Source organism: Corynebacterium sp. MSK008 (assembly GCF_030232585.1).
Classification (GTDB): Bacteria; Actinomycetota; Actinomycetes; order Mycobacteriales; family Mycobacteriaceae; genus Corynebacterium.
Map to the genome: position 1 here is coordinate 37,532 of NZ_JASPJX010000007.1, position 19,194 is coordinate 56,725.

Consider the following 19,194-nt stretch of genomic DNA (forward strand, 5'->3'; position numbering starts at 1 on the left):
CGCAAAGGAGCGCACGACAGATATGTCTACCGAAGCAGCAGTCGAGTTCGCACCGTTCGAGGTTCCCGCCGGCACCGCCGTCGGCGCCGCCATGCGGGAGTTGAACTTGCCGAACAAGGGGGAGGACGCCATCGTGTGCGTCCAGGACGAAGCGGGCGAGCTGAAAGACCTCTCGCACGTCCCCGAATCCACCGCGACGTTTATGCCGGTGCCGGCAAACACTGAGCTCGGCCGCTCCGTGATCCGCCACTCCTGCGCACACGTGCTCGCCCAAGCCGTGCAGGCCGAGTTTCCCGGCACCAAGCTGGGCATCGGCCCGGCAATCGATGACGGCTTCTACTACGACTTCGACGTTGCGGAGCCGTTCACGCCGGAGGATCTGAAGGCGCTGGAAAAGCGTATGAAGAAGATCATTAAGCAGGGCCAGAAATTCGTCCGCGGCGTTTACGCCTCCGTGGAGGAGGCTGCGGAAGACCTCAAAGATGAGCCGTACAAGCTCGAACTGATCAACGACAAGGGCAACGTGGACCCGGACTCCGACGAGGCCACGGAAATCGGTGCCGGCGAGCTGACGCACTACGACAACGTCAACCCGCGCACGGGAGAGGTGGAGTGGCACGACCTGTGCCGCGGCCCGCACGTGCCGACCACCAAGTACATCCCGGCGTTCGCGCTGACCCGCTCGTCTGCCGCCTACTGGCGCGGCGACCAGAACAACGCCGGGCTGCAGCGCGTCTACGGCACCGCCTGGGAGTCCAAGGAAAAGCTCGAAGAGTACATGACCATGCTCGAGGAGGCGGAAAAGCGCGACCACCGCCGCCTGGGCAACGAGCTGGATCTGTTCTCCTTCCCGGACGAGGTTGGCTCGGGCTTGCCGGTGTTCCACCCGGACGGCGGCATCGTTCGCATGACCATGGAGCAGCACTCGCGCGAGCGTCACGTCGCCGCCGGCTACTCCTTTGTCAACACCCCGCACGTGACCAAGGGCGACCTGTTTAAGAAGTCGGGCCACCTGGACTGGTACGCGGACGGCATGTTCCCGCCGATGAAGCTCGACGGCGAGGTGGACGAAGGCGGCAATGTGACCAAGCAGCCGGTGGACTACTACGCCAAGCCGATGAACTGCCCGATGCACAACCTGATCTTCGACTCGCGCGGGCGTTCCTACCGTGAGCTGCCGCTGCGCCTGTTCGAGTTCGGCACCGTCTACCGCTACGAGAAGTCCGGCGTGGTCCACGGCCTGACCCGCGCCCGCGGCTTCACGCAGGACGACGCCCACATTTACTGCACCGAGGAGCAGCTGGAAGACGAGCTGACCAGCGTGCTGGAGTTCATCATCTCCCTGCTGCAGGACTACGGACTGGATGACTTCTACCTGGAGCTGTCCACGAAGGACCCGAACAAGTACATCGGCGACGACGAAATCTGGGAGCGCTCCACCAACATTCTGGAGTCCGTGGCCAAAAAGTCCGGCCTGGAGCTCGTCCCGGACCCGGCGGGCGCCGCGTTCTACGGCCCGAAGATCTCCGTGCAAGCGCGCGACGCAATCGGCCGCACCTGGCAGATGTCCACCGTGCAGCTGGATTTCAACCTGCCCGAGCGCTTCGACCTGACCTATACCTCTTCGGACGGTTCGAAGAAGCGCCCGGTGATGATCCACCGTGCACTCTTCGGCTCCATCGAGCGCTTCTTCGGCGTGCTGCTCGAGCACTACGCCGGTGCGTTCCCGGCTTGGCTGGCCGCGCACCAGGTGGTGGGCATCCCGGTGGCCGACGCGTTCGCGGATCACCTCGAGGGCGTCGTCGGTGCCCTGCGCGAGCGCGGCATCCGTGCCGAGGTGGACCACTCGGACGACCGCATGCAGAAGAAGATCCGCACCCACACCACTTCCAAGGTGCCGTTCATGCTGCTCGCCGGCGAGCGGGACGTGGAGGCGAACGCGGTGAGCTTCCGCTTCCTCGACGGCAGTCAGATCAACGGCGTGCCGGTCGAGCGTGCGGTGGGGCTGATCACCGACTGGATCACCGCAAAGCGCAACGACCAGCCGAGCGAGGACACCGTTGCAGCCGGCAACTAACGGCGAGACCTACGTCGACACCGGCGTAGGCGACCCAGACCGTCTTGCCCGACTGTGGGCACCGTACCGCTCCAGCTATATCACTCAGATGCCGGCGGGAGAAGAGACGGGGGAGACCGGAGGATCGTCGAGAAGCAAAGGCGATCCTTTCCTGGAAATCCCGCGAATGAGCGACGAAGACGGTCTGATTGTCGCGCGCGGGGAGACGGTGTACGCGGTGTGCAACCTGTACCCGTACAACGCCGGCCACCTGATGGTGGTGCCGTACCGCAAGGTCGCTGAGCTGGAAGAACTCACCGATGCGGAGACGGACGAGCTGATGGTGTTTGCGAAGCGCGCGGTGAAAACGCTCAAACGCGTGTCCAAGCCGGAGGCGATCAACGTCGGACTCAACTTGGGCAAGGCCTCCGGCGGGTCGGTGGGTGACCACCTGCACCTGCATGTGGTGCCGCGCTGGGCGGGCGACGCGAATTTTATGACCGTCATCGGGGGCACCAAGGTGCTGCCGCAACTGCTGCAGGAAACGCGGGCGCTGCTTGCCGACGGCTGGCGCGAAGTCTACGCAGCGGAATCAGGTGAACACGATGCTTAGCGTGCACGGACGCAAACCCGCCGCAGTAGTGGTCGAGCCGGTGGCCAAAGGGCTGCTGAAGATCGGCCTGACGCCGAACGCGACAACCGTGGTGGGCACCGCGCTGACCATGCTCACCGCGGTGGTGCTCATCCCCACCGGACACCTGGTGTGGGCGGCGGTACTCAGCCTCTTCTTCGCCGCCTTCGACATGGTCGACGGCACGATGGCCAGGCTGCGCGGCGGGGGCACCGCGTTTGGCGCGACGCTGGACGCGAGCTGCGACAGGCTTACCGACGGCGCGTTGTTCGGGGCGATAGCTATATGGCTGATCTATGTCGCGGACGCGGCTCCCGTGAACGTGGCGGTGTGTCTGGCGGTCATTGTCCTGTCGCAGACGATCAGCTACATCAAGGCACGCGGCGAGGCTGGCGGACTGACGATCGTCGGCGGGCTGATCGAGCGGCCTGAGCGGTTGATCCTCGGCCTCGGTGGCATTGCACTTGAGGGCTTCGGCGTGCCAAATGCCGTGGTGGTTTCGCTGTGGATCCTGCTGGTCGGCTCAGTGATCACCGTGGTGCAGCGCCTGATGTACGCCGGGCGCGACAAGGGGGCGGACGCGAAGATTGCGCCGCCTGCGGGGGCGTAGATGGTCTCCGCGCGGGAGCGGCTCGTCGCCGCGGGCTACATCGCCGGCTGGAAGATCGTCGGCGCGCTTCCGGAGCGACTGAGCGCGCGGGCCGCCGAGTGGGCCGCCGACCGTGCTTCCGGCGACGGCGCGGGCATGGAAATGTTGCGGCGCAACCTCTCACGTGTGGTGGGGCCGGAGCGCGTCACCCGGGAGTTGGTGCGAGACTCCATGCGCTCGTACGCCCGCTACTGGCTGGAGGCCTTCCGCCTGCCGCGGATGGCAAAAGATCCGGGGTTGAACTCGACGCTTTCTGCCGGGGTGGCGGGCCGAGAACATTTGGATGCTGCCGTGGCGCGGGGCAACGGGGTGGTGCTGACACTGCCGCACACGGGCAACTGGGACATGGCCGGGACATGGCTGGCTGAAAATTACGGCGGGTTCGCCACTGTCGCCGAACGCCTCAAGCCCGAGGCGCTGTTCGACGCTTTCGTGCAGTTCCGGGAGTCCCTCGGCTTCGAGGTGGTGCCTCTGACCGGAGGCGAGCAGCCCCCGTTCGAGCGGCTGAAGGAGGTGCTTGCCGCCGGCGGCATCGTGTGCCTGCTGGGGGAGCGGGACTTCTCACGCAACGGGGTGCCGGTGACGTTCTTCGGCGAGGAAACGACGTTTCCGGTCGGCCCGGCCAAATTGGCGAAGGATACCGGTGCGACACTTCTGGTCGCGCACTCCTGGTTCACGGGCACCCGGCGCAACCCCGGCTGGGGCTTCAGCATTTCCGCCCCGGTGGAGGTGACCACCCTTGAGGACACGGCGCAACGGCTGGCTGACCTGTTCGCAGAAAACATCTCTGCCCATCCGGCGGATTGGCACATGTTGCAACCGCTGTGGCCTCAAGACGCGCCCAAGCCCAGCCGACGCCGAGAGATGGAACGGCGGCTGCGAAAGCAGCACGAACAGGGGAGGTAGCCGGAGTGAGGATCGGTCTGGTGTGCCCGTATTCCTTCAACGTGCCGGGCGGGGTTCAAGCCCACGTGCTTGACCTTGCTGCGCAATTGCGCGATATGGGTCACCACACCGAGGTGCTCGGTCCGGCCTCCAGCGCTGTGACGCTTCCGGAGTGGGTCACCCGTGGCGGCGCCGCGGTGCCGGTGCGCTACAACGGCTCGGTCGCACGCCTGTCTTTCGGCCCCCAGGTGCGCCGCACAACGCGGCAGTTCATAGAGCGCGGCAACTTCGACATCCTGCACGTGCATGAGCCGAATTCGCCGAGCTATTCCATGGCGGCATTGCGCATGGCCACCGGCCCAATCGTGGCCACCTACCACGCCTCGGCGGAATCCTCCTACGCACTGAAGCTTGCGTTGCCGGCGTTGCGCGGGAGCCTGGAGAAGATCCGCGCTGGTGTCGCAGTGAGCGATGAGGCGTGGCGTTGGCAGTCGGAGCAGGTGGGCACCGACCCCGTGATCATCCCCAACGGCGTGGACACCGGCAGGTTTGCGGCGGCGCGACGCGTTTCGGGGCACCGGGCAAGGCCAGAAGTGGTTTTCCTGGGCCGCTTGGACGAGCCCCGCAAAGGCCTGGACGTGTTCCTGCAGGCGATAGATCGGCTGCCGAAGAGGCCCCGCGTCACCGTCATCGGGGCCGGCGCGCCCCGTGAGGTCGAGGGCGTGGAGTTTACGGGGAGGATCTCTGAAGCTGAGAAGGCCAAAATTCTCGGACGCGCGGACATCTTCGTTGCACCGAACCTCGGCGGCGAGTCCTTCGGGATCATTCTCGTGGAGGCGATGGCAGCTGGTTGCGCCGTGATTGCCAGTGACATCCCGGCGTTCGCCGCGGTCTGCGGTGAGGATGCGGGGGTGCTGTTTCCCCCCGGCGATGCGTCTGCGCTCGCGCGGAAGTTGCAGTTGCTTATCGACGATGTCCCGCTGCGCACAAATCTGGCCTCCCACGGCGTGCAGCGGGCAAGAGACTTTGATTGGTCTGTGGTGGCGCGCCAGGTGCTGGCGGTGTACGAGGCCGTTTCGATCGGGGAGAAGGTCGGGGTGGAGGGGTGGCTATGACAGCGGTGTGGATCGCCGTAGCGGTGGTGGTCACGGTATTGGTCGGGTGGGCCTACAACACGGCGCAGCGGCTCAACCGCCTGCACATCCGCCTCGACCGTTCGCGCGACGCGCTGCAGGCGGCGCTGGATCGGCGCTGCGCGGTCATCGCGGCTATCTACCCCGATCTTCGTTCAGCGGCGGAGGACGCGGAGCACGTCAGGATGACACCGCAGGACATACACACGCGTCTTGCGCAGGAGGAGCAACTGTCGGTGCAGGTAGCTGATCGGATCGCGGGCGAGGAGGTGCCGGGCCCGCTCAGCGACGCGGACATCCGGGTTGAGTTGGCAACGCGGTTCTATGACGACGCTGTGGCGGATACGCGTGCGCTGCGCCTTCGGCCGTCGGTAAGCTTTTTGCGCCTTGGGGGCACGGCGGCTTTGCCACAGTTCGCGCGGGACGACCAGTAAAAGCTTCGGCGCAGCGGTGCGTATAATGCCGTCTGTTACACGTCAACCGAGGAAAAGGGGTGCGTTATGGCGGGCCACTCAAAGTGGGCAACCACGAAGCACAAGAAGGCCGCAAACGACGCGAAGCGGTCGAAGTTGTGGGCGAAGATGATCAAGGACATCGAGGTCGCGGCACGCACCGGCGGCGGCGACCCGGCCGCGAACCCCACCCTGGACGACATGATCCGCAAGGCCAAGAAGGCCTCGGTGCCGGGCGACAACATCGAGCGCGCCCGCAAGCGCGGCTCCGGCGAAGAGGCTGGCGGCGCGAACTGGGAGACCGTGATGTACGAAGGCTACGGCGTCAACGGTGTCGCCGTGCTCATCGAGTGCCTGACGGACAACCGTAACCGCGCGGCCACCGAGGTGCGCACCGCAATGACGAAAAACGGCGGCAACCTGGGCGAGTCTGGATCAGTCGGTTACATGTTCGAGCGCACCGGTGTGGTGACCATCCAGAAGGGCGAGCTCGGCGAGGACGACGTGCTTATGGCGGTGCTCGACGCCGGCGCCGAGGAAGTCAACGACCTTGGTGAGGAGTTCGAGATCACCTGCAAGCCGACCGACCTGCCGGCAGTGCGCGAGGCCCTGGCCGGCGAGAGTATCGAGATTGAGGAAGCAGGCCAGGAGTTCCGCGCGGACGTGGAGGTGGACCTCGACGTTGAGGGCGCGAAGAAGATGATGCGCATCATCGATGCCTTGGAGGATTCCGACGACGTCCAGAACGTCTACACCAACATGAACCTCTCCGACGAGGTCGTGGCTCAGCTGGAGGACTAGGCCTTTCACCGGTCTTTCGCTGTGTGCAACGCCCGCGCCGCCGATGGTGGCGCGGGCGTTTGTTGTGCTTCCTGTGGTAGAACATATGTGTTACATGTACGGAATGGAGGATGCGATGTCGCTGGAAGGTCTGCGGGTCATGGGCATTGACCCGGGCTTGACGCGCTGCGGCCTCTCCGTTGTGCAGGCGGGCCGTGGCCGGCAGATCATCCCCGTCGCCGTCGGCGTCGTGCGTACTCCGTCGACGTCGGAGTTGGCGGAGCGGCTGCTGCGCCTGTCGCGTGCGGTGGGAGAGTGGATCGACGACTACCGCCCAGACGTCATCGCCATGGAGCGGATCTTTGAACGCGGCAACGTCTCTACCGTGATGCACACCGCGCACGCGGTGGGCGTAATGGTGCTGGCTGCGGCGGAGCGAGGCATCCCGGTGCACATGTACACCCCGTCAGAAGTGAAAAAGGCCATCTCTGGCAATGGGCGGGCGGACAAGAAGCAGATGACGGTGATGATCACGCGCATCCTCGGCCTGTCCGAGGCACCGAAGCCCGCGGATGCGGCCGACGCGCTGGCTATCGCGGTGTGCCACTGCTGGCGCGCACCTTTGATCGCACGGACTAACCAGTTGACCAAGAAAGCGGCAAACCAATGATTGATTCACTCAACGGCGAAGTGCTCACGATCGGGCTCGACCATGCGGTCATCGAGTGCTCCGGCGTGGGCTACCGCTTCCTTGCCACTCCGCAGACGCTGGGCCGCTTGACTCGCGGCGAGCAGGCCCGGGTGATGACGTCGATGGTTGTCAAGGACGACGGAGTGACCCTGTACGGCTTTGGCGACGCGGACGCCCGCGAGATGTTCCACAAACTGCAGACTGTGTCCGGTTTGGGGCCGAAGTTGGCGCTCGCCTCGTTGTCCGTGTTTGACCCGGGGGAGCTGTCCTCCCACATCGCCGCCGGGGACGCGAAGACGATCCAGTCCATCCCCGGTGTGGGCAAGAAGATGGCCGAGCGCATCGCCCTCGAGCTCAAGGACAAGGTGGAGGCCTTCATTCCGGCGGGCGATGCTCCCACCGCTGCAGGGACAACCGGGGCGAACACAGGCTCCTCCCTCGTCTCCGAGCAGGTGGTCGAGGCGCTGGTGGGCCTTGGCTTCCAGGAGCGCTCGGCACGGCCGGTGGTCGACGCGTTGGTGGAGGAGCAGCCGGAGGAAAACGCGTCCGCGCTGCTGCGCCAGGCGCTGAGCCAGTTGGGCAAGAAGTAGGGGAGGTACTCCGTGTCGGATGTGGAAAAGACAGAGTTCGAGCTGCCGGAGGGGTTCGCTGCGAAGCCCCCGTCGCCAGTAGACGCCCACGCGCAGGCGGACGAGCACGATATTGAGCGCTCGCTGCGCCCGAAGTCGATCAACGAGTTCATCGGTCAACCCAAAGTGCGCGAGCAACTCAACCTGGTGCTCGCGGGCGCTCGCAGCCGAGGGGTGACCCCGGACCACATCCTGCTGTCTGGCCCGCCCGGTCTGGGAAAGACCACCATGGCCATGATTGTGGCTCAGGAGCTGGGCACCTCGCTGCGGATGACGTCGGGCCCGGCGCTGGAGCGCGCTGGCGATTTAGCGGCGATGCTGTCCAACCTGATGGAAGGCGATGTGCTTTTCATCGACGAAATCCACCGCATTGCACGCCCGGCCGAAGAAATGCTGTACATGGCGATGGAGGATTTCCGCATCGACGTGATCGTCGGCAAAGGCCCGGGCGCGACCTCGATCCCGTTGGAAATCCCGCCGTTTACCCTCGTGGGCGCGACCACGCGCGCGGGCATGCTCACCGGCCCGTTGCGCGACCGCTTCGGGTTCACCGCCCAGATGGAGTTCTACGACGTTAAGGATCTCACCCAAGTGGTTAGCCGCGCGGCGGACATCCTCGGGGTGCGCATCGACAACGATGCGGCAGTGGAAATCGCCTCGCGTTCGCGTGGCACGCCGCGCATTGCCAACCGCCTACTTCGGCGTGTGCGCGACTGGGCGGACGTGCACGGCGACGGCCACGTCAACCTTGACGCGGCGCGCTCGGCGCTGAGTGTTTTCGACGTGGATGAGTTGGGACTGGACCGCCTGGACAGGGCAGTTCTCGACGCGTTGATCCGAGGCCACGGCGGGGGCCCGGTGGGTGTGGGCACACTCGCCATCGCCGTTGGTGAGGAAGCCGGCACCATCGAGGAGGTGTGCGAGCCTTACCTCGTGCGCGCGGGGTTGATGTCGCGTACCGGGCGCGGGCGAGTGGCCACCGCCGCGGCGTGGGAGCACCTGGGGCTGCAAGCTCCACCGGAAGCACCGGGGCAAATGTCGCTCTATTAAGGCTGGCGCGGACCGGACTGCTGGTTTTGCGGGGCTATGCCGTAGCATGTTCCGTTGTGTCTCCACCGGCACGCCCTTCACTTATGCCTCTTCCCGGGTGTTGTGGGTTCCGGTGGAGGGGAAAATTGGAGCTCGGAAAGCAGAGGAGTCAGCTCAGTGTCCAACAACACTCGGCGGTCCCGCGAAGTGAAGGGAAAGAAGCGCTGGCCCGCTCGGCTGCTCGCGCTTTTCACCCTCATTGTCATCGGCGTCTACGGCCTAGTCTTTTTCACCGGAAACAAATCCGCCGAGCCGAAGCTCGGCATCGACCTGCAGGGAGGCACCCGTGTCACCCTTGTGCCGCAGGGCGATGAACCGACGAACGAGCAGCTGCAGGACGCGCGCAACATCCTCGAAAACCGCGTGAACGGCATGGGTGTCTCCGGTGCGTCCGTTGTTGTGGACGGAAACACCATCGTCATTGAGGCTGCCGGCGACGACACGGCCGAGATTCGCAACATCGGCCAGACTTCGCAGCTGTTCTTCCGCCCGGTGCTCGACCCGCCGGCAGCGGATAGCACCAAGATTGACCAGGTCACCTTGGACATGACCAACGAGTGGGTCAAGTACGGCATCTTCACCCCGCAGGAGGGCCAGGCGGTGCTCACTCAGATCGCCGCGCGTAAGCAGGCTGCGGAGAAGGAAGCTGAAAAGGCCGCCGAGAACCCGCAGGATGAAAGCGGTGAAGGCAAGGACGTCGCCCCGAAGGAAGAGGAAGCACCGGAGGCGCCCAAGGACGTCCCGCAGGTCAGCGCCGAGCCGCTGCCGGAGCCGAACGGCCCGGTCGAGGCTGCGGAGCGCCGCCAGGAGACGACGGACATGTTGCGCCGCACCCGGCAGTCCACCGATCCGACCGAGCAGTTCGCTGCACTGACCCTGATGTCGGCCCGCTGCATGGGCCAGATAACGGACCCGCTGGCCGGCTCCGACAAGGCCGACCTGCCCCTGGTCTCCTGTGACCCCACGACGGGCCAGCCGCTGCTTCTCGACGAGGTTCCCTTGCTCACCGGCGTTACCGACGCTGACGGCCCGCGCTTGACCGGCGAGCAGATCGACACCAACCGCGCGATCACCGGCGGCTTCAACCCGCAGTCCAGCCAGATGGAAATCAGCTTCGCTTTCAGCCAGGCCGGCGAGCCCAACGGTTCCGAGACGTGGGCACGCTTGACCAGCGAGATGTTGCAGAAACAGATCGCCATCACCCTCGACTCCCAGGTGATCTCCGCTCCGGTGATCCAGGGCCCGACCCCGGTTGGCTCCGCCACGTCCATCACCGGCAACTTCACGCAAGAGGAGGCCGAAAGCCTCGCCAACAACCTGCGCTACGGCGCGCTGCCGCTGTCGTTTGCCGGTGAGAACGGTGAGCCGGGCGGCACCGCGCTGTCCGTGCCGCCGTCGCTGGGCCAGGCATCTCTGAAGGCCGGCCTGTACGCCGGTCTGGTCGGCCTGATCCTGGTTGCTCTGTTCGTCTTCGCTTACTACCGCCTTTACGGCCTGATCTCCCTGGCTTCGCTCGTCGCCGCCGGTGCGCTCGTCTACGGCACCCTGGTGCTGCTGGGCCGCTGGATCGGCTACTCCCTGGACCTGTCCGGCATCGCCGGTTTGGTCATCGGTATCGGTGCCACGGCCGACTCCTTCATCGTCATTTACGAGCGCATCAAGGACGAGGTACGCAAGGGCAAGACGTTCCGCTCCGCCACCGCGTCCGGTTGGCAGCGGGCGAAGGACACGGTCATTACCGGCAACATGGTCACCCTGATCGGTGCGGTAATCATCTACTTCCTTGCCGTCGGCGACGTGAAGGGCTTCGCATTCACCATGGGCCTGACCACCGTCTTCGACCTAGTCGTCACCTTCCTGGTCACCGCGCCGCTGCTGATCATCGCCTCGCGCAGCAGCTTCTGGTCCAAGCCGTCCGTCAACGGCATGGGCAAGGCGTTTAGGACCGCCGAAGAACGTCGAGCGCAGGCGCAAGAGGTTGGCCTGCAGGATGACGTCGATAAGCAAACGCTCCAACCGGCCGCAACGATTGAGGAGAACTAGATATGTCGAGCACTAAGGCAACTTCGGCACACACCTCCGCTGAGGCAGCGGGCGCAGGCGAGACCGCCGCCCCTGTGAAGGCCAAGCGTTCGGCGGAGACGCTGTACGACGGCACCGGCGCCATCGACTTCGTCGGCCGCCGCAAGCTGTGGTACGGCATCACGTTTGTGCTCGTGGTGATCTCCTTGCTGGCCATGCTCCTTCGCGGCTTCAACATGGGCATCGACTTCGAGGGCGGCACCAAGATGACCATGCCTGCCGGCGAGCTCGTGGCCGAAGAGGTGGAGGAGACCTTCGTCGATGCGACCGGCGTCACCCCGGAGCTGACCCAGATTGTCGGCTCCGGCGACACTCGGACGCTGGAGATCAACTCCGGGCACCTCTCGCAGGAGCAGATCGACGCCGCGCGCCAGGCAATCTTCGACGAATACCAGATTGAAGACCACACCGGTGAGCCCAGCGCCGACGCAATCGGCGACTCCACGGTTTCCGAGTCCTGGGGCTCCACCATCACTAACCGCATGCTGCTGGCGATGGCGGTGTTCCTCGTCGCCGCCGCTGTGTACGTGGCGGTGCGCCTGCAGCGCGAGATGGCTGCCGCCGCGATGGCGGCGCTCATTGTGGACGCCGTGCTGATTGCCGGCATCTACGCACTGTTCGGGCTCGAGATCACCCCGGCGATGATCATCGGTCTGCTCACCGTGCTGACCTTCTCCCTCTACGACACGGTGATCGTGTTTGACAAGGTGCGCGAAAACACCTCGGGCGTGCTGGATTCGCGCCGTTCCACGTACGCCGAAGAGGCGAACCTGGCGGTGAACCAGACGGTGATGCGTTCCATTTCCACCTCCGTCATTTCCGCGCTACCTATTGTGGCGCTGATGGTCGTGGCCGTGTGGATGCTTGGCGTGGGCACCCTGAAGGATCTCGCCCTGATCCAGCTCATCGGTGTGGTCGAGGGCATCTTCTCCTCACTGTTTTTGGCGACCCCGCTGCTGGTGAGCCTGGTCAACCGCAAAAAGAAGTACAAGGACCACAACGCCGCCGTGGAGCGCTACCGTGCCCGTGGCACTGGCGAGCTTGAAGACGAGGCGGCCGAAGAGGTTGTCCAGGAAAAGCGCCAGGTTGCCGCTCCGGTGCGCCGCGCCGAGGCGTCGGGCGATGCGGCCAACGGTGTCTCCGGGGCAACCGGTTCATCGACCTGGCGTCCGGGTAGGTAGACGGCGGCAAACCATGGCAGGACGTTTCACCCGCGTAGTAGCCACAGTCGCTGCAGCGGCGCTCAGCTGTATCGCACTTTCCGCGTGTGGCGCAGGCGATTACGAGGAAGACCAGTCGAAGAAGCTGTTCGGCTACCAGGTGCTCGGCGAGCTGCGCACCACAAACGCTGGCACGCTGGACGGCGCAACGGATTTGGCCGAGCTGCTCTCCGTGCGCCTGTATCCGGGCGTGTATGTGCCGGGACCGAGCGGGCAGATGATTCCGAACACGGATTTGGTGACCACGCAGGTGCTGCCGGGGGACCAACGCAAGGTGATCTACACACTTTCCGACGCCGCGGTGTTTTCCGACGGCACACCGGTGACCTGCTCCGACTTCCTGCTCACCTTCACCGCGGGGCACTACCCGGGCATGTTCGGATCCCACATGCCCCTGTTTGACGACACGGAGGAGCTGTCCTGCACCCCCGGGTCCAAGGAATTCACGCTCACCTTCAAGGAAGGCCGGGGGGCCCGCTGGCGCGGACTGTTTGACGCCGGAACCGTCCTGCCGGCCCATGCCGTTGCTGCCAAGCTGGACAAGAGCATCGAAGAGCTCGACAGCGATCTGCAGTCCAACGATTTCTCCCGCCTCAAGCCAATCGGCGATGTGTGGCGCCACGGATTTAGCCTTGCCGAGTTCGATCCTGAACTGCAGGTGTCTTTCGGCCCGTTCCAGATCGCGGAGGTGGGGCAGCGCGGTGAAGTGACGCTGGTGGCCAACGAACACTACTACGGCGACGCGCCGCAAACCCCGGAGATGGTGGTCTGGCCCGGCTCCGCCGATTCCGGCGAGCTGTCCGGGGACGAAGCGTTGCGCATCGGCGACCTGCGAGAGACGTCTCCGGCTTGGCACGACGTCGACGCCGAGGGCAACCGCCTCAACGTAGATACGCAAATTGGTGAGCTCACGGAGGCGTTAACGTTCCCGGAGGTCGGGACGTGGGCGATTCACGAGAACCGACAAGCGTTTGCCAAGTGCGTGGACCCGCGTGCCGTCGCGAAGGCTTCCAGCGACGTCGCTGGCATCGAGGTGCCGGTTGCGCCGCTGCACGTGCTGCAACACGCGGACCCGTTGGCGGGCCGTGTCAAGGACGTTGCGGCACCGAACCTCGAGGTGGACATTGAGGGAGCTTCCGCGCTTTCCGGCACCGAGATCCGGATCGGTTACCCGTACCCGGACGCGCGGTTTGCCGCCATGGTGGAATCCATCCGCCGCACGTGCGAGCCCGCCGGCATCACCGTCACGGACGTGACAGAGGGCGGAAAAACCCTCGCGGACCTGCCTCGGGCCGAGTACGACGAATGGGGCAACGAGACCTGGACCGAGGGCGCGGCCGACGTCATCCTCCATGCCACCGACCCGATGCGGGAGTTCCCGTCCGCCAACAACCGCGCCCAGGAACTCGGAGCCCTTCGCGCGCAGGAAGGGCATCTGTGGAAGCAGCTGCCGTCCATTCCGCTGGCCGCGCAGCCCCGCACCTTCGCCGTCGACGGCGCAGTGCGTAACGTGGTGCCGTACACAGGTCTTGCCGGCATTGGCTGGAACATGGACCGGTGGCAGCTGAACGCAGAGACAACCCCGGCCGAAAAGTAAGAGGAGAATCCAAACCAATGGCCCCCACACCTATCGACGGCAACCGCTACGCCACCGCCGGTGACGCCCTGAAGGACAAGATCCGCCAAGTGCAAGACTTCCCGGAAGAGGGCGTCCTGTTCGAAGACCTCACACCGGTGCTCGCGGACCCGGCGGCGCTGAACATCGTCATCGCGGAAATGGCGACCGCCAGCCGCAAGCTCGGCGCCGACCTTGTCGGCGGTTTGGACGCGCGCGGTTTCCTGCTCGGTTCGGCAGTGGCGTATGAGCTCGGCACCGGTATCTTGGCCATCCGCAAGAAGGGCAAGCTGCCGCCGCCGGTGATCACGCAAGAGTACACCACCGAGTACAGCTCCGCTGCGCTTGAGATTCCGGCGGACGGCATGGACATCTCCGGCAAGAGCATCGTGCTTGTGGACGACGTGCTTGCCACCGGCGGCACTCTCGTCGCCGCCCGCGATCTGATCGAGCGCGCCGGCGGTACCGTCGCGGGGTATGTGGTTGTGCTTGAGGTGCCGGGCCTCGGCGGGCGCGGCAAGCTTGGCGACGCTCCGCTGGTGGTCCTCGGCGAAGAGCACCCCGATAAGGCGTAGTATTACGTCTTTAGTCGCTGGAGAAGTTCTGGAATCGGAGGCTGGGAATGACTGACAAGCCGGTGAAGAGGACAGGCCCCTCCGTGCGCAGCATGTCTGCCCGGCTAGCGCGCTCGTTGACAGGCAACAGCCGCTCCAAGACAAACCCAGTGCTGGACCCGTTGCTGTCGCTTCACCGCAAGTTCCACCCGAAGGCAGACGCGGAGCTACTCGACCGCGCCTACTCCACCGCGGAGCGCCTGCACGAGGGCGTGTTCCGCAAGTCGGGCGATCCGTACATCACCCACCCGCTGGCGGTGGCGACCATCTGTGCCGAAATTGGCATGGACACCACCACGCTGGTGGCGGCGCTGTTGCACGACACGGTGGAGGACACCGATTACTCGTTGGACGACCTCACCAGCGATTTCGGGCCCGAGGTAGCCAAGCTGGTCAATGGCGTGACCAAGCTGGACAAGGTTGCCCTCGGAGCAGCCGCGGAGGCGGAGACGATCCGCAAGATGATCGTGGCCATGGCGGAAGATCCGCGCGTGCTGGTGATCAAGGTGGCGGACCGCCTGCACAACATGCGCACGATGCGCTTTTTGCCGCCGGAGAAGCAGGCGAAGAAGGCGCAGGAGACACTTGACGTCATCGCCCCGCTGGCGCACCGCTTGGGCATGGCGAGCGTGAAGTGGGAACTGGAAGACCTCGCCTTCGCCATCCTGCAGCCGAAGAAGTACGAGGAGATCGTGCGCATGGTTGCGGACCACGCGCCGTCGCGGGACAGGGCGCTGCGGGAGATCACCGAGGTGCTGCAGCGCGAGCTCGCCTCCAACGGCATCACAGCTGAGGTGATGGGCCGCCCGAAGCACTACTGGTCCATTTACCAGAAGATGTCCGTGCGGGGCCACGACTTCAACGAAATCTTCGATCTGGTGGGCATGCGCGTGCTGGTGGACACCGTCAACGACTGCTACGCGGCCATTGGCGTGGTCCACTCCCTGTATTCCGTGATGCCGGGCCGGTTCAAGGACTACATCTCCAACCCGCGTTTCGGTGTGTACCAGTCGCTGCACACGACTGTGATGACGCAGACGGGCCGCCCGCTCGAGGTGCAGGTGCGCACCCACGAGATGCACTACAACGCTGAGTTCGGCGTTGCGGCGCACTGGCGTTACAAGGAGACGAAAGGCTCGCACAAGGGCGACCAGTCCGAGGTGGACCAGATGGCGTGGATGCGCCAGCTGCTGGATTGGCAGAAGGAGGCCGCGGACCCGAACGAGTTCCTGGATTCTCTGCGCTACGACCTGACCAGCCAGCAGATCTTCGCCTTCACCCCGAAGGGCGACGTGGTGGACCTGCCTGCGGGGTCCACCCCGGTGGACTTCGCGTACGCGGTGCACACCGAGGTCGGCCACCGCTGCATCGGCGCCAAAGTCAACGGCAAGCTGGTCACGCTGGAAACCGAGCTCAAGTCCGGCGACCGGGTGGAGATTTTCACCTCCAAGGACCAGAACGCGGGCCCGTCGCGCGATTGGCAGGACTTTGTTGTCTCCCCGCGCGCGAAGGCGAAGATCCGCCAGTGGTTTGCCAAGGAGCGCCGCGAAGAACAGCTCGAGGCCGGCCGCGACGCGCTCGCCGCAGAGGTGCAACGCGGCGGGCTGCCCATGCACCGCCTGTTCACCAACGAGTCCATGCGCCAGGTGGCAACGCGGCTGCACTACCAGGACGTGGACGCGCTGTACACCGCTATCGGTGCCGGCAACGTTTCCTCCCAGCACGTCGCGCACCTGCTCATGGACATGTTCGGCGGCGACGACGATGCCGTCGATGCGCTCACCGCGCGCACGCCGATGTCGGCGCTGGTGCGTCCGCAGGCCAGCGGCGATGGTCCCGCGATCCTGGTGGAGGGCAGCCCGGATGTGATGGCGAAGCTGGCCAAGTGTTGCCAGCCTGTGCCCGGCGACGCGATCTTCGGTTTTGTCACCCGCGGCGGGGGAGTGTCGGTGCACCGCACGGATTGCACGAACGCCAACAAGCTCAAGGACGAGCCGGAGCGCCTGGTGGACGTCGAATGGGCGAACCAACGCTCGCACAAGAGCGCGTCGCGAGCCACCATCCAGCTGGAGGCGCTGGACCGCAACGGCCTGCTCACGGAAACCACCGGGGTGCTCTCGGAGGCGAAGCTGCCCATTCTGGCCATGTCGTCCCAGGCGGGCGACGACCGCATCGCCACGATCCGTTTGACCATCGAGGTCTCCGACATCAAGCAGCTCGGTTCCATCATGAACCAGATCCGCAACATTGAGGGCATCTTCGATGTCTATCGCGTGACTGCTTAACGACGACCAAAGGTTGCCCACGCCCTCCTCTTAGCCGGCGCCCAGGTTTCCGGCAGATGAAATGTTGGTGCACGGAAGGTTATTTCCGCAGCAAAATAGTTTGTGCACCGCGGAGTTGCTCTGCGAGGATGTGGAATTCGGGATACAAGGGAGGGACACTACCCCGCATATTTGAGGAGTCCCCCGTGTTTGATTTCCGTCGCGCTGGCGCCCTGATCGCCGCAACCACCACGACCGCTGTGGTGCTCACCGCAGCACCGTTCGCCGCAGCCGCTGAGGCTGACCAGGTCACCATCAACGTCGCCAACATCACCGACTTCCACGGTCGCCTGAAGTACAACCCGTCCACGACCACGGTGAAGGACGCCGCAGGCAACCCGGTCCTCGACGAGAATGGCAAGGAAGTCAAGGAAATCACCCCGAAGGCCGGCGACGAGATGGGTGCCGCCAATGTCGCGGGCATCATGAACTACCTGCGTGAGCAGAACCCGAACACCATCGTCACCACCTCGGGTGACAACCAGGGTGGATCCGCCTTCATCTCGTTCATCTCCGACGACAAGTACACGATGGACTTCATCAACGCCATCGGCACCGATGGTTCTGCCGTGGGCAACCACGAGTTCGACAAGGGCTACAAGGACCTGATCGACCGCATCGTCCCGGGCACCAACGACAAGCAGCTCGGCGCCAACATCTTCGTCGACGGCAAGCAGGCCGTGGATCCGTACACCATCGTGGAGAAAGACGGCGTGAAGGTTGCGCTGGTCGGCACGACCTCCAACCTCACCCCGGAAAAGTCCAGCCCGGCCAACGTTGCAGGTGTCGAGTTCACCGATTCCGCCGAGCAGGTCAACGTCGAGGCGAAGAAGATTAAGGAGTCCGGCAAGGCCGACCTGGTCATCGCGCTCATCCACGACCCGGCCCACACAAGCGCGCCGAAGCTCAACCCTGAGTACGTCGACTTCATCTTCGGCGGCGACGACCACATCAAGCGCCTCGAGCTCGATCGCGACGGCAAGGTCCCCTATGCGCAGTCCCACGAGTACGGCAAGGTCGTCACCGACATCGCCATCACGTACGACACCGCGACGAAGGAGATCGTCGACGTCGACGGTCGCCAGATCGACGCCACCCACCTCGAGGAGCTCGGCATTACCCCGGACCCGGAGGTTGAGAAGATCGTCGAGGAGGCCGACAAGATTGCCAAGGACCTCGGCCAGAGGGTCGTCGCCAACATCGCCGCCGACTTCAAGCGTGGCTCCAACCCGGAGGACAAGCCGGGCTCGAACCGTGGCACCGAGTCCACCGCGAACAACATGCTGGCACAGTCCGCCGTCGCTGCGCTGTCCGCTTTCCTCGATACTGAGATCGACTTCGGCGTCATGAACGCCGGTGGCGTCCGCGCTGACCTCTCCAAGGGCGACGTGACCTACGAGCAGGCTGCCAATGTCCAGCCGTTCGGCAATAACATCGCCGTTGCAACCCTGTCCGGCGCCGCTATCAAGGAAGCCCTGGAGAACCAGTGGCAGACCCCGGAGGCCACTGAGAAGTCCGGTCGCCCGCGCCTAGACATGGGCCTGTCCGACAACGTGTCCTACACCTACAACCCGAACGCTGAGCGCGGTAACCGCATCCTGGACATCCAGATCAACGGCGAGTCGGTGGATCCGGAGAAGGACTACACCGTCGCGGCTTCGACCTTCCTGCTCGACGGCGGCGACGCACTGATCAACGCCGACGAGGTCCACAACCGCAACGATGTGGGCTACAACGATCTGCAGGCCTTCGTGGACTACCTGCAGACTGGCGACGCTACCGTCCGCGCCGGCCAAAAGGACGTCGGCGTGGTGCTCCCGGAGGGCGGCCTGAAGGCCGGCCAGAAGAACATCATCGAGCTGACATCCCTGAGCTACTCCTCCGAGGGCGAGGCGCAGGCTGAGACCGTCACCGCGAAGGTGGCCGAGGCAACGGCTACCGCCAACGTTGACAATGCTGTCACGGATGCTGACAACGGCTTCGGCGAGCAGGGCCGCGCAAAGGTCGAGCTGGAGATCCCGGCTGGCGTTTCTGGCGAGCAGACCCTGGAGATTACCACCGACGCAGGCACCAAGGTGTCCCTGCCGGTGACCGTCGCTCAGGCCGACAAGCCGGCTGAGGACAACGGCAAGGACAAGCCGGCAAAGGAGAACGGCTCCTCTGATGCTCCGATCGGTGTCATCCTCGGTGTGATCGCCGCTGTCCTGGCGCTGCTGCTCCCGCTGGCACTGGCATTCCCGATCGACTCCGTGCTCGGCCCGATCGCGCTGCTGAACAACAACAAGTAGGACGGGCACGATCCTGACCTGATAGAGGCTGCACGCGACAACGCCGCCGTTTCCTC

16 protein-coding genes are annotated in these 19,194 nt (G+C 64.9%); all 16 read left to right on the plus strand.

Annotation, left to right across the window (positions count from 1 at the left end):
* Positions 1-22: 22 nt before the first annotated feature.
* The 16 genes from thrS (at position 23) to QP996_RS07175 (ending at position 19,138) form a co-directional block, all read left to right on the plus strand.
* The gene (gene thrS / locus QP996_RS07100) at positions 23-2,077 is read left to right on the plus strand and encodes a threonine--tRNA ligase (RefSeq protein ID WP_284871927.1); all 2,055 of its coding nucleotides are present in this window, start codon (positions 23-25) and stop codon (positions 2,075-2,077) included.
* Positions 2,061-2,669, plus strand: coding sequence for an ATP adenylyltransferase (locus tag QP996_RS07105; RefSeq protein WP_284871928.1), 609 nt, complete (start codon positions 2,061-2,063; stop codon positions 2,667-2,669). Before thrS ends, QP996_RS07105 begins: the two co-directional genes overlap by 17 nt.
* Positions 2,662-3,297, plus strand: coding sequence for a phosphatidylinositol phosphate synthase (gene pgsA / locus QP996_RS07110; RefSeq protein WP_284871929.1), 636 nt, complete (start codon positions 2,662-2,664; stop codon positions 3,295-3,297). Before QP996_RS07105 ends, pgsA begins: the two co-directional genes overlap by 8 nt.
* On the plus strand, positions 3,298-4,242 hold the full coding sequence (locus QP996_RS07115) for a phosphatidylinositol mannoside acyltransferase (protein WP_284871930.1): 945 nt from the start codon (positions 3,298-3,300) through the stop codon (positions 4,240-4,242).
* A gap of 5 nt (positions 4,243-4,247) precedes the next feature.
* Entirely contained in the window at positions 4,248-5,336 is a 1,089-nt protein-coding gene (locus QP996_RS07120) for a glycosyltransferase family 4 protein (protein WP_284871931.1), read from the plus strand.
* On the plus strand, positions 5,333-5,788 hold the full coding sequence (locus QP996_RS07125; protein WP_284871932.1) for a hypothetical protein: 456 nt from the start codon (positions 5,333-5,335) through the stop codon (positions 5,786-5,788). The genes QP996_RS07120 and QP996_RS07125 overlap by 4 nt, the downstream gene beginning before the upstream one ends.
* Before the next feature lie 66 nt (positions 5,789-5,854).
* On the plus strand, positions 5,855-6,607 hold the full coding sequence (locus QP996_RS07130) for a YebC/PmpR family DNA-binding transcriptional regulator (RefSeq protein ID WP_284871933.1): 753 nt from the start codon (positions 5,855-5,857) through the stop codon (positions 6,605-6,607).
* A 115-nt stretch (positions 6,608-6,722) separates the two neighbouring features.
* A complete protein-coding gene (gene ruvC, locus QP996_RS07135) occupies positions 6,723-7,256 on the plus strand; it encodes a crossover junction endodeoxyribonuclease RuvC (protein ID WP_284872038.1) in 534 nt (177 codons plus the stop codon).
* The gene (gene ruvA / locus QP996_RS07140) at positions 7,253-7,867 is read left to right on the plus strand and encodes a Holliday junction branch migration protein RuvA (RefSeq protein ID WP_284871934.1); all 615 of its coding nucleotides are present in this window, start codon (positions 7,253-7,255) and stop codon (positions 7,865-7,867) included. Before ruvC ends, ruvA begins: the two co-directional genes overlap by 4 nt.
* 12 nt (positions 7,868-7,879) lie before the next feature.
* Positions 7,880-8,956, plus strand: coding sequence for a Holliday junction branch migration DNA helicase RuvB (ruvB, locus tag QP996_RS07145; RefSeq protein ID WP_284871935.1), 1,077 nt, complete (start codon positions 7,880-7,882; stop codon positions 8,954-8,956).
* A 156-nt stretch (positions 8,957-9,112) separates the two neighbouring features.
* Complete coding sequence (gene secD / locus QP996_RS07150) at positions 9,113-11,038, plus strand: protein translocase subunit SecD (RefSeq protein ID WP_284871936.1); 1,926 nt, start codon at positions 9,113-9,115, stop codon at positions 11,036-11,038.
* Positions 11,039-11,040: 2 nt separating this feature from the next.
* Positions 11,041-12,258 (plus strand): protein translocase subunit SecF, encoded by a 1,218-nt coding sequence (gene secF / locus QP996_RS07155; protein WP_284871937.1) that lies wholly within the window; start codon positions 11,041-11,043, stop codon positions 12,256-12,258.
* 13 nt (positions 12,259-12,271) lie between these two features.
* A complete protein-coding gene (locus tag QP996_RS07160) occupies positions 12,272-13,894 on the plus strand; it encodes an ABC transporter substrate-binding protein (RefSeq protein WP_284871938.1) in 1,623 nt (540 codons plus the stop codon).
* 17 nt (positions 13,895-13,911) lie between these two features.
* Entirely contained in the window at positions 13,912-14,487 is a 576-nt protein-coding gene (locus tag QP996_RS07165; RefSeq protein ID WP_284871939.1) for an adenine phosphoribosyltransferase, read from the plus strand.
* 47 nt (positions 14,488-14,534) lie between these two features.
* Entirely contained in the window at positions 14,535-16,811 is a 2,277-nt protein-coding gene (locus QP996_RS07170; RefSeq protein ID WP_284871940.1) for a RelA/SpoT family protein, read from the plus strand.
* A gap of 185 nt (positions 16,812-16,996) precedes the next feature.
* Entirely contained in the window at positions 16,997-19,138 is a 2,142-nt protein-coding gene (locus QP996_RS07175; RefSeq protein ID WP_284871941.1) for a bifunctional metallophosphatase/5'-nucleotidase, read from the plus strand.
* Positions 19,139-19,194 lie beyond the last annotated feature (56 nt).

Coding starts and splice junctions, on each gene's coding strand:
- ruvC (WP_284872038.1), top strand. CDS start 6,723: ATGTCGCTGGAAGGTCTGCGGGTCATGGGCATTGACCCGGGCTTGACG.
- QP996_RS07160 (WP_284871938.1), top strand. CDS start 12,272: ATGGCAGGACGTTTCACCCGCGTAGTAGCCACAGTCGCTGCAGCGGCG.
- secF (WP_284871937.1), top strand. CDS start 11,041: ATGTCGAGCACTAAGGCAACTTCGGCACACACCTCCGCTGAGGCAGCG.
- thrS (WP_284871927.1), top strand. CDS start 23: ATGTCTACCGAAGCAGCAGTCGAGTTCGCACCGTTCGAGGTTCCCGCC.
- QP996_RS07130 (WP_284871933.1), top strand. CDS start 5,855: ATGGCGGGCCACTCAAAGTGGGCAACCACGAAGCACAAGAAGGCCGCA.
- QP996_RS07115 (WP_284871930.1), top strand. CDS start 3,298: ATGGTCTCCGCGCGGGAGCGGCTCGTCGCCGCGGGCTACATCGCCGGC.
- ruvA (WP_284871934.1), top strand. CDS start 7,253: ATGATTGATTCACTCAACGGCGAAGTGCTCACGATCGGGCTCGACCAT.
- QP996_RS07170 (WP_284871940.1), top strand. CDS start 14,535: ATGACTGACAAGCCGGTGAAGAGGACAGGCCCCTCCGTGCGCAGCATG.
- pgsA (WP_284871929.1), top strand. CDS start 2,662: ATGCTTAGCGTGCACGGACGCAAACCCGCCGCAGTAGTGGTCGAGCCG.
- QP996_RS07165 (WP_284871939.1), top strand. CDS start 13,912: ATGGCCCCCACACCTATCGACGGCAACCGCTACGCCACCGCCGGTGAC.
- QP996_RS07125 (WP_284871932.1), top strand. CDS start 5,333: ATGACAGCGGTGTGGATCGCCGTAGCGGTGGTGGTCACGGTATTGGTC.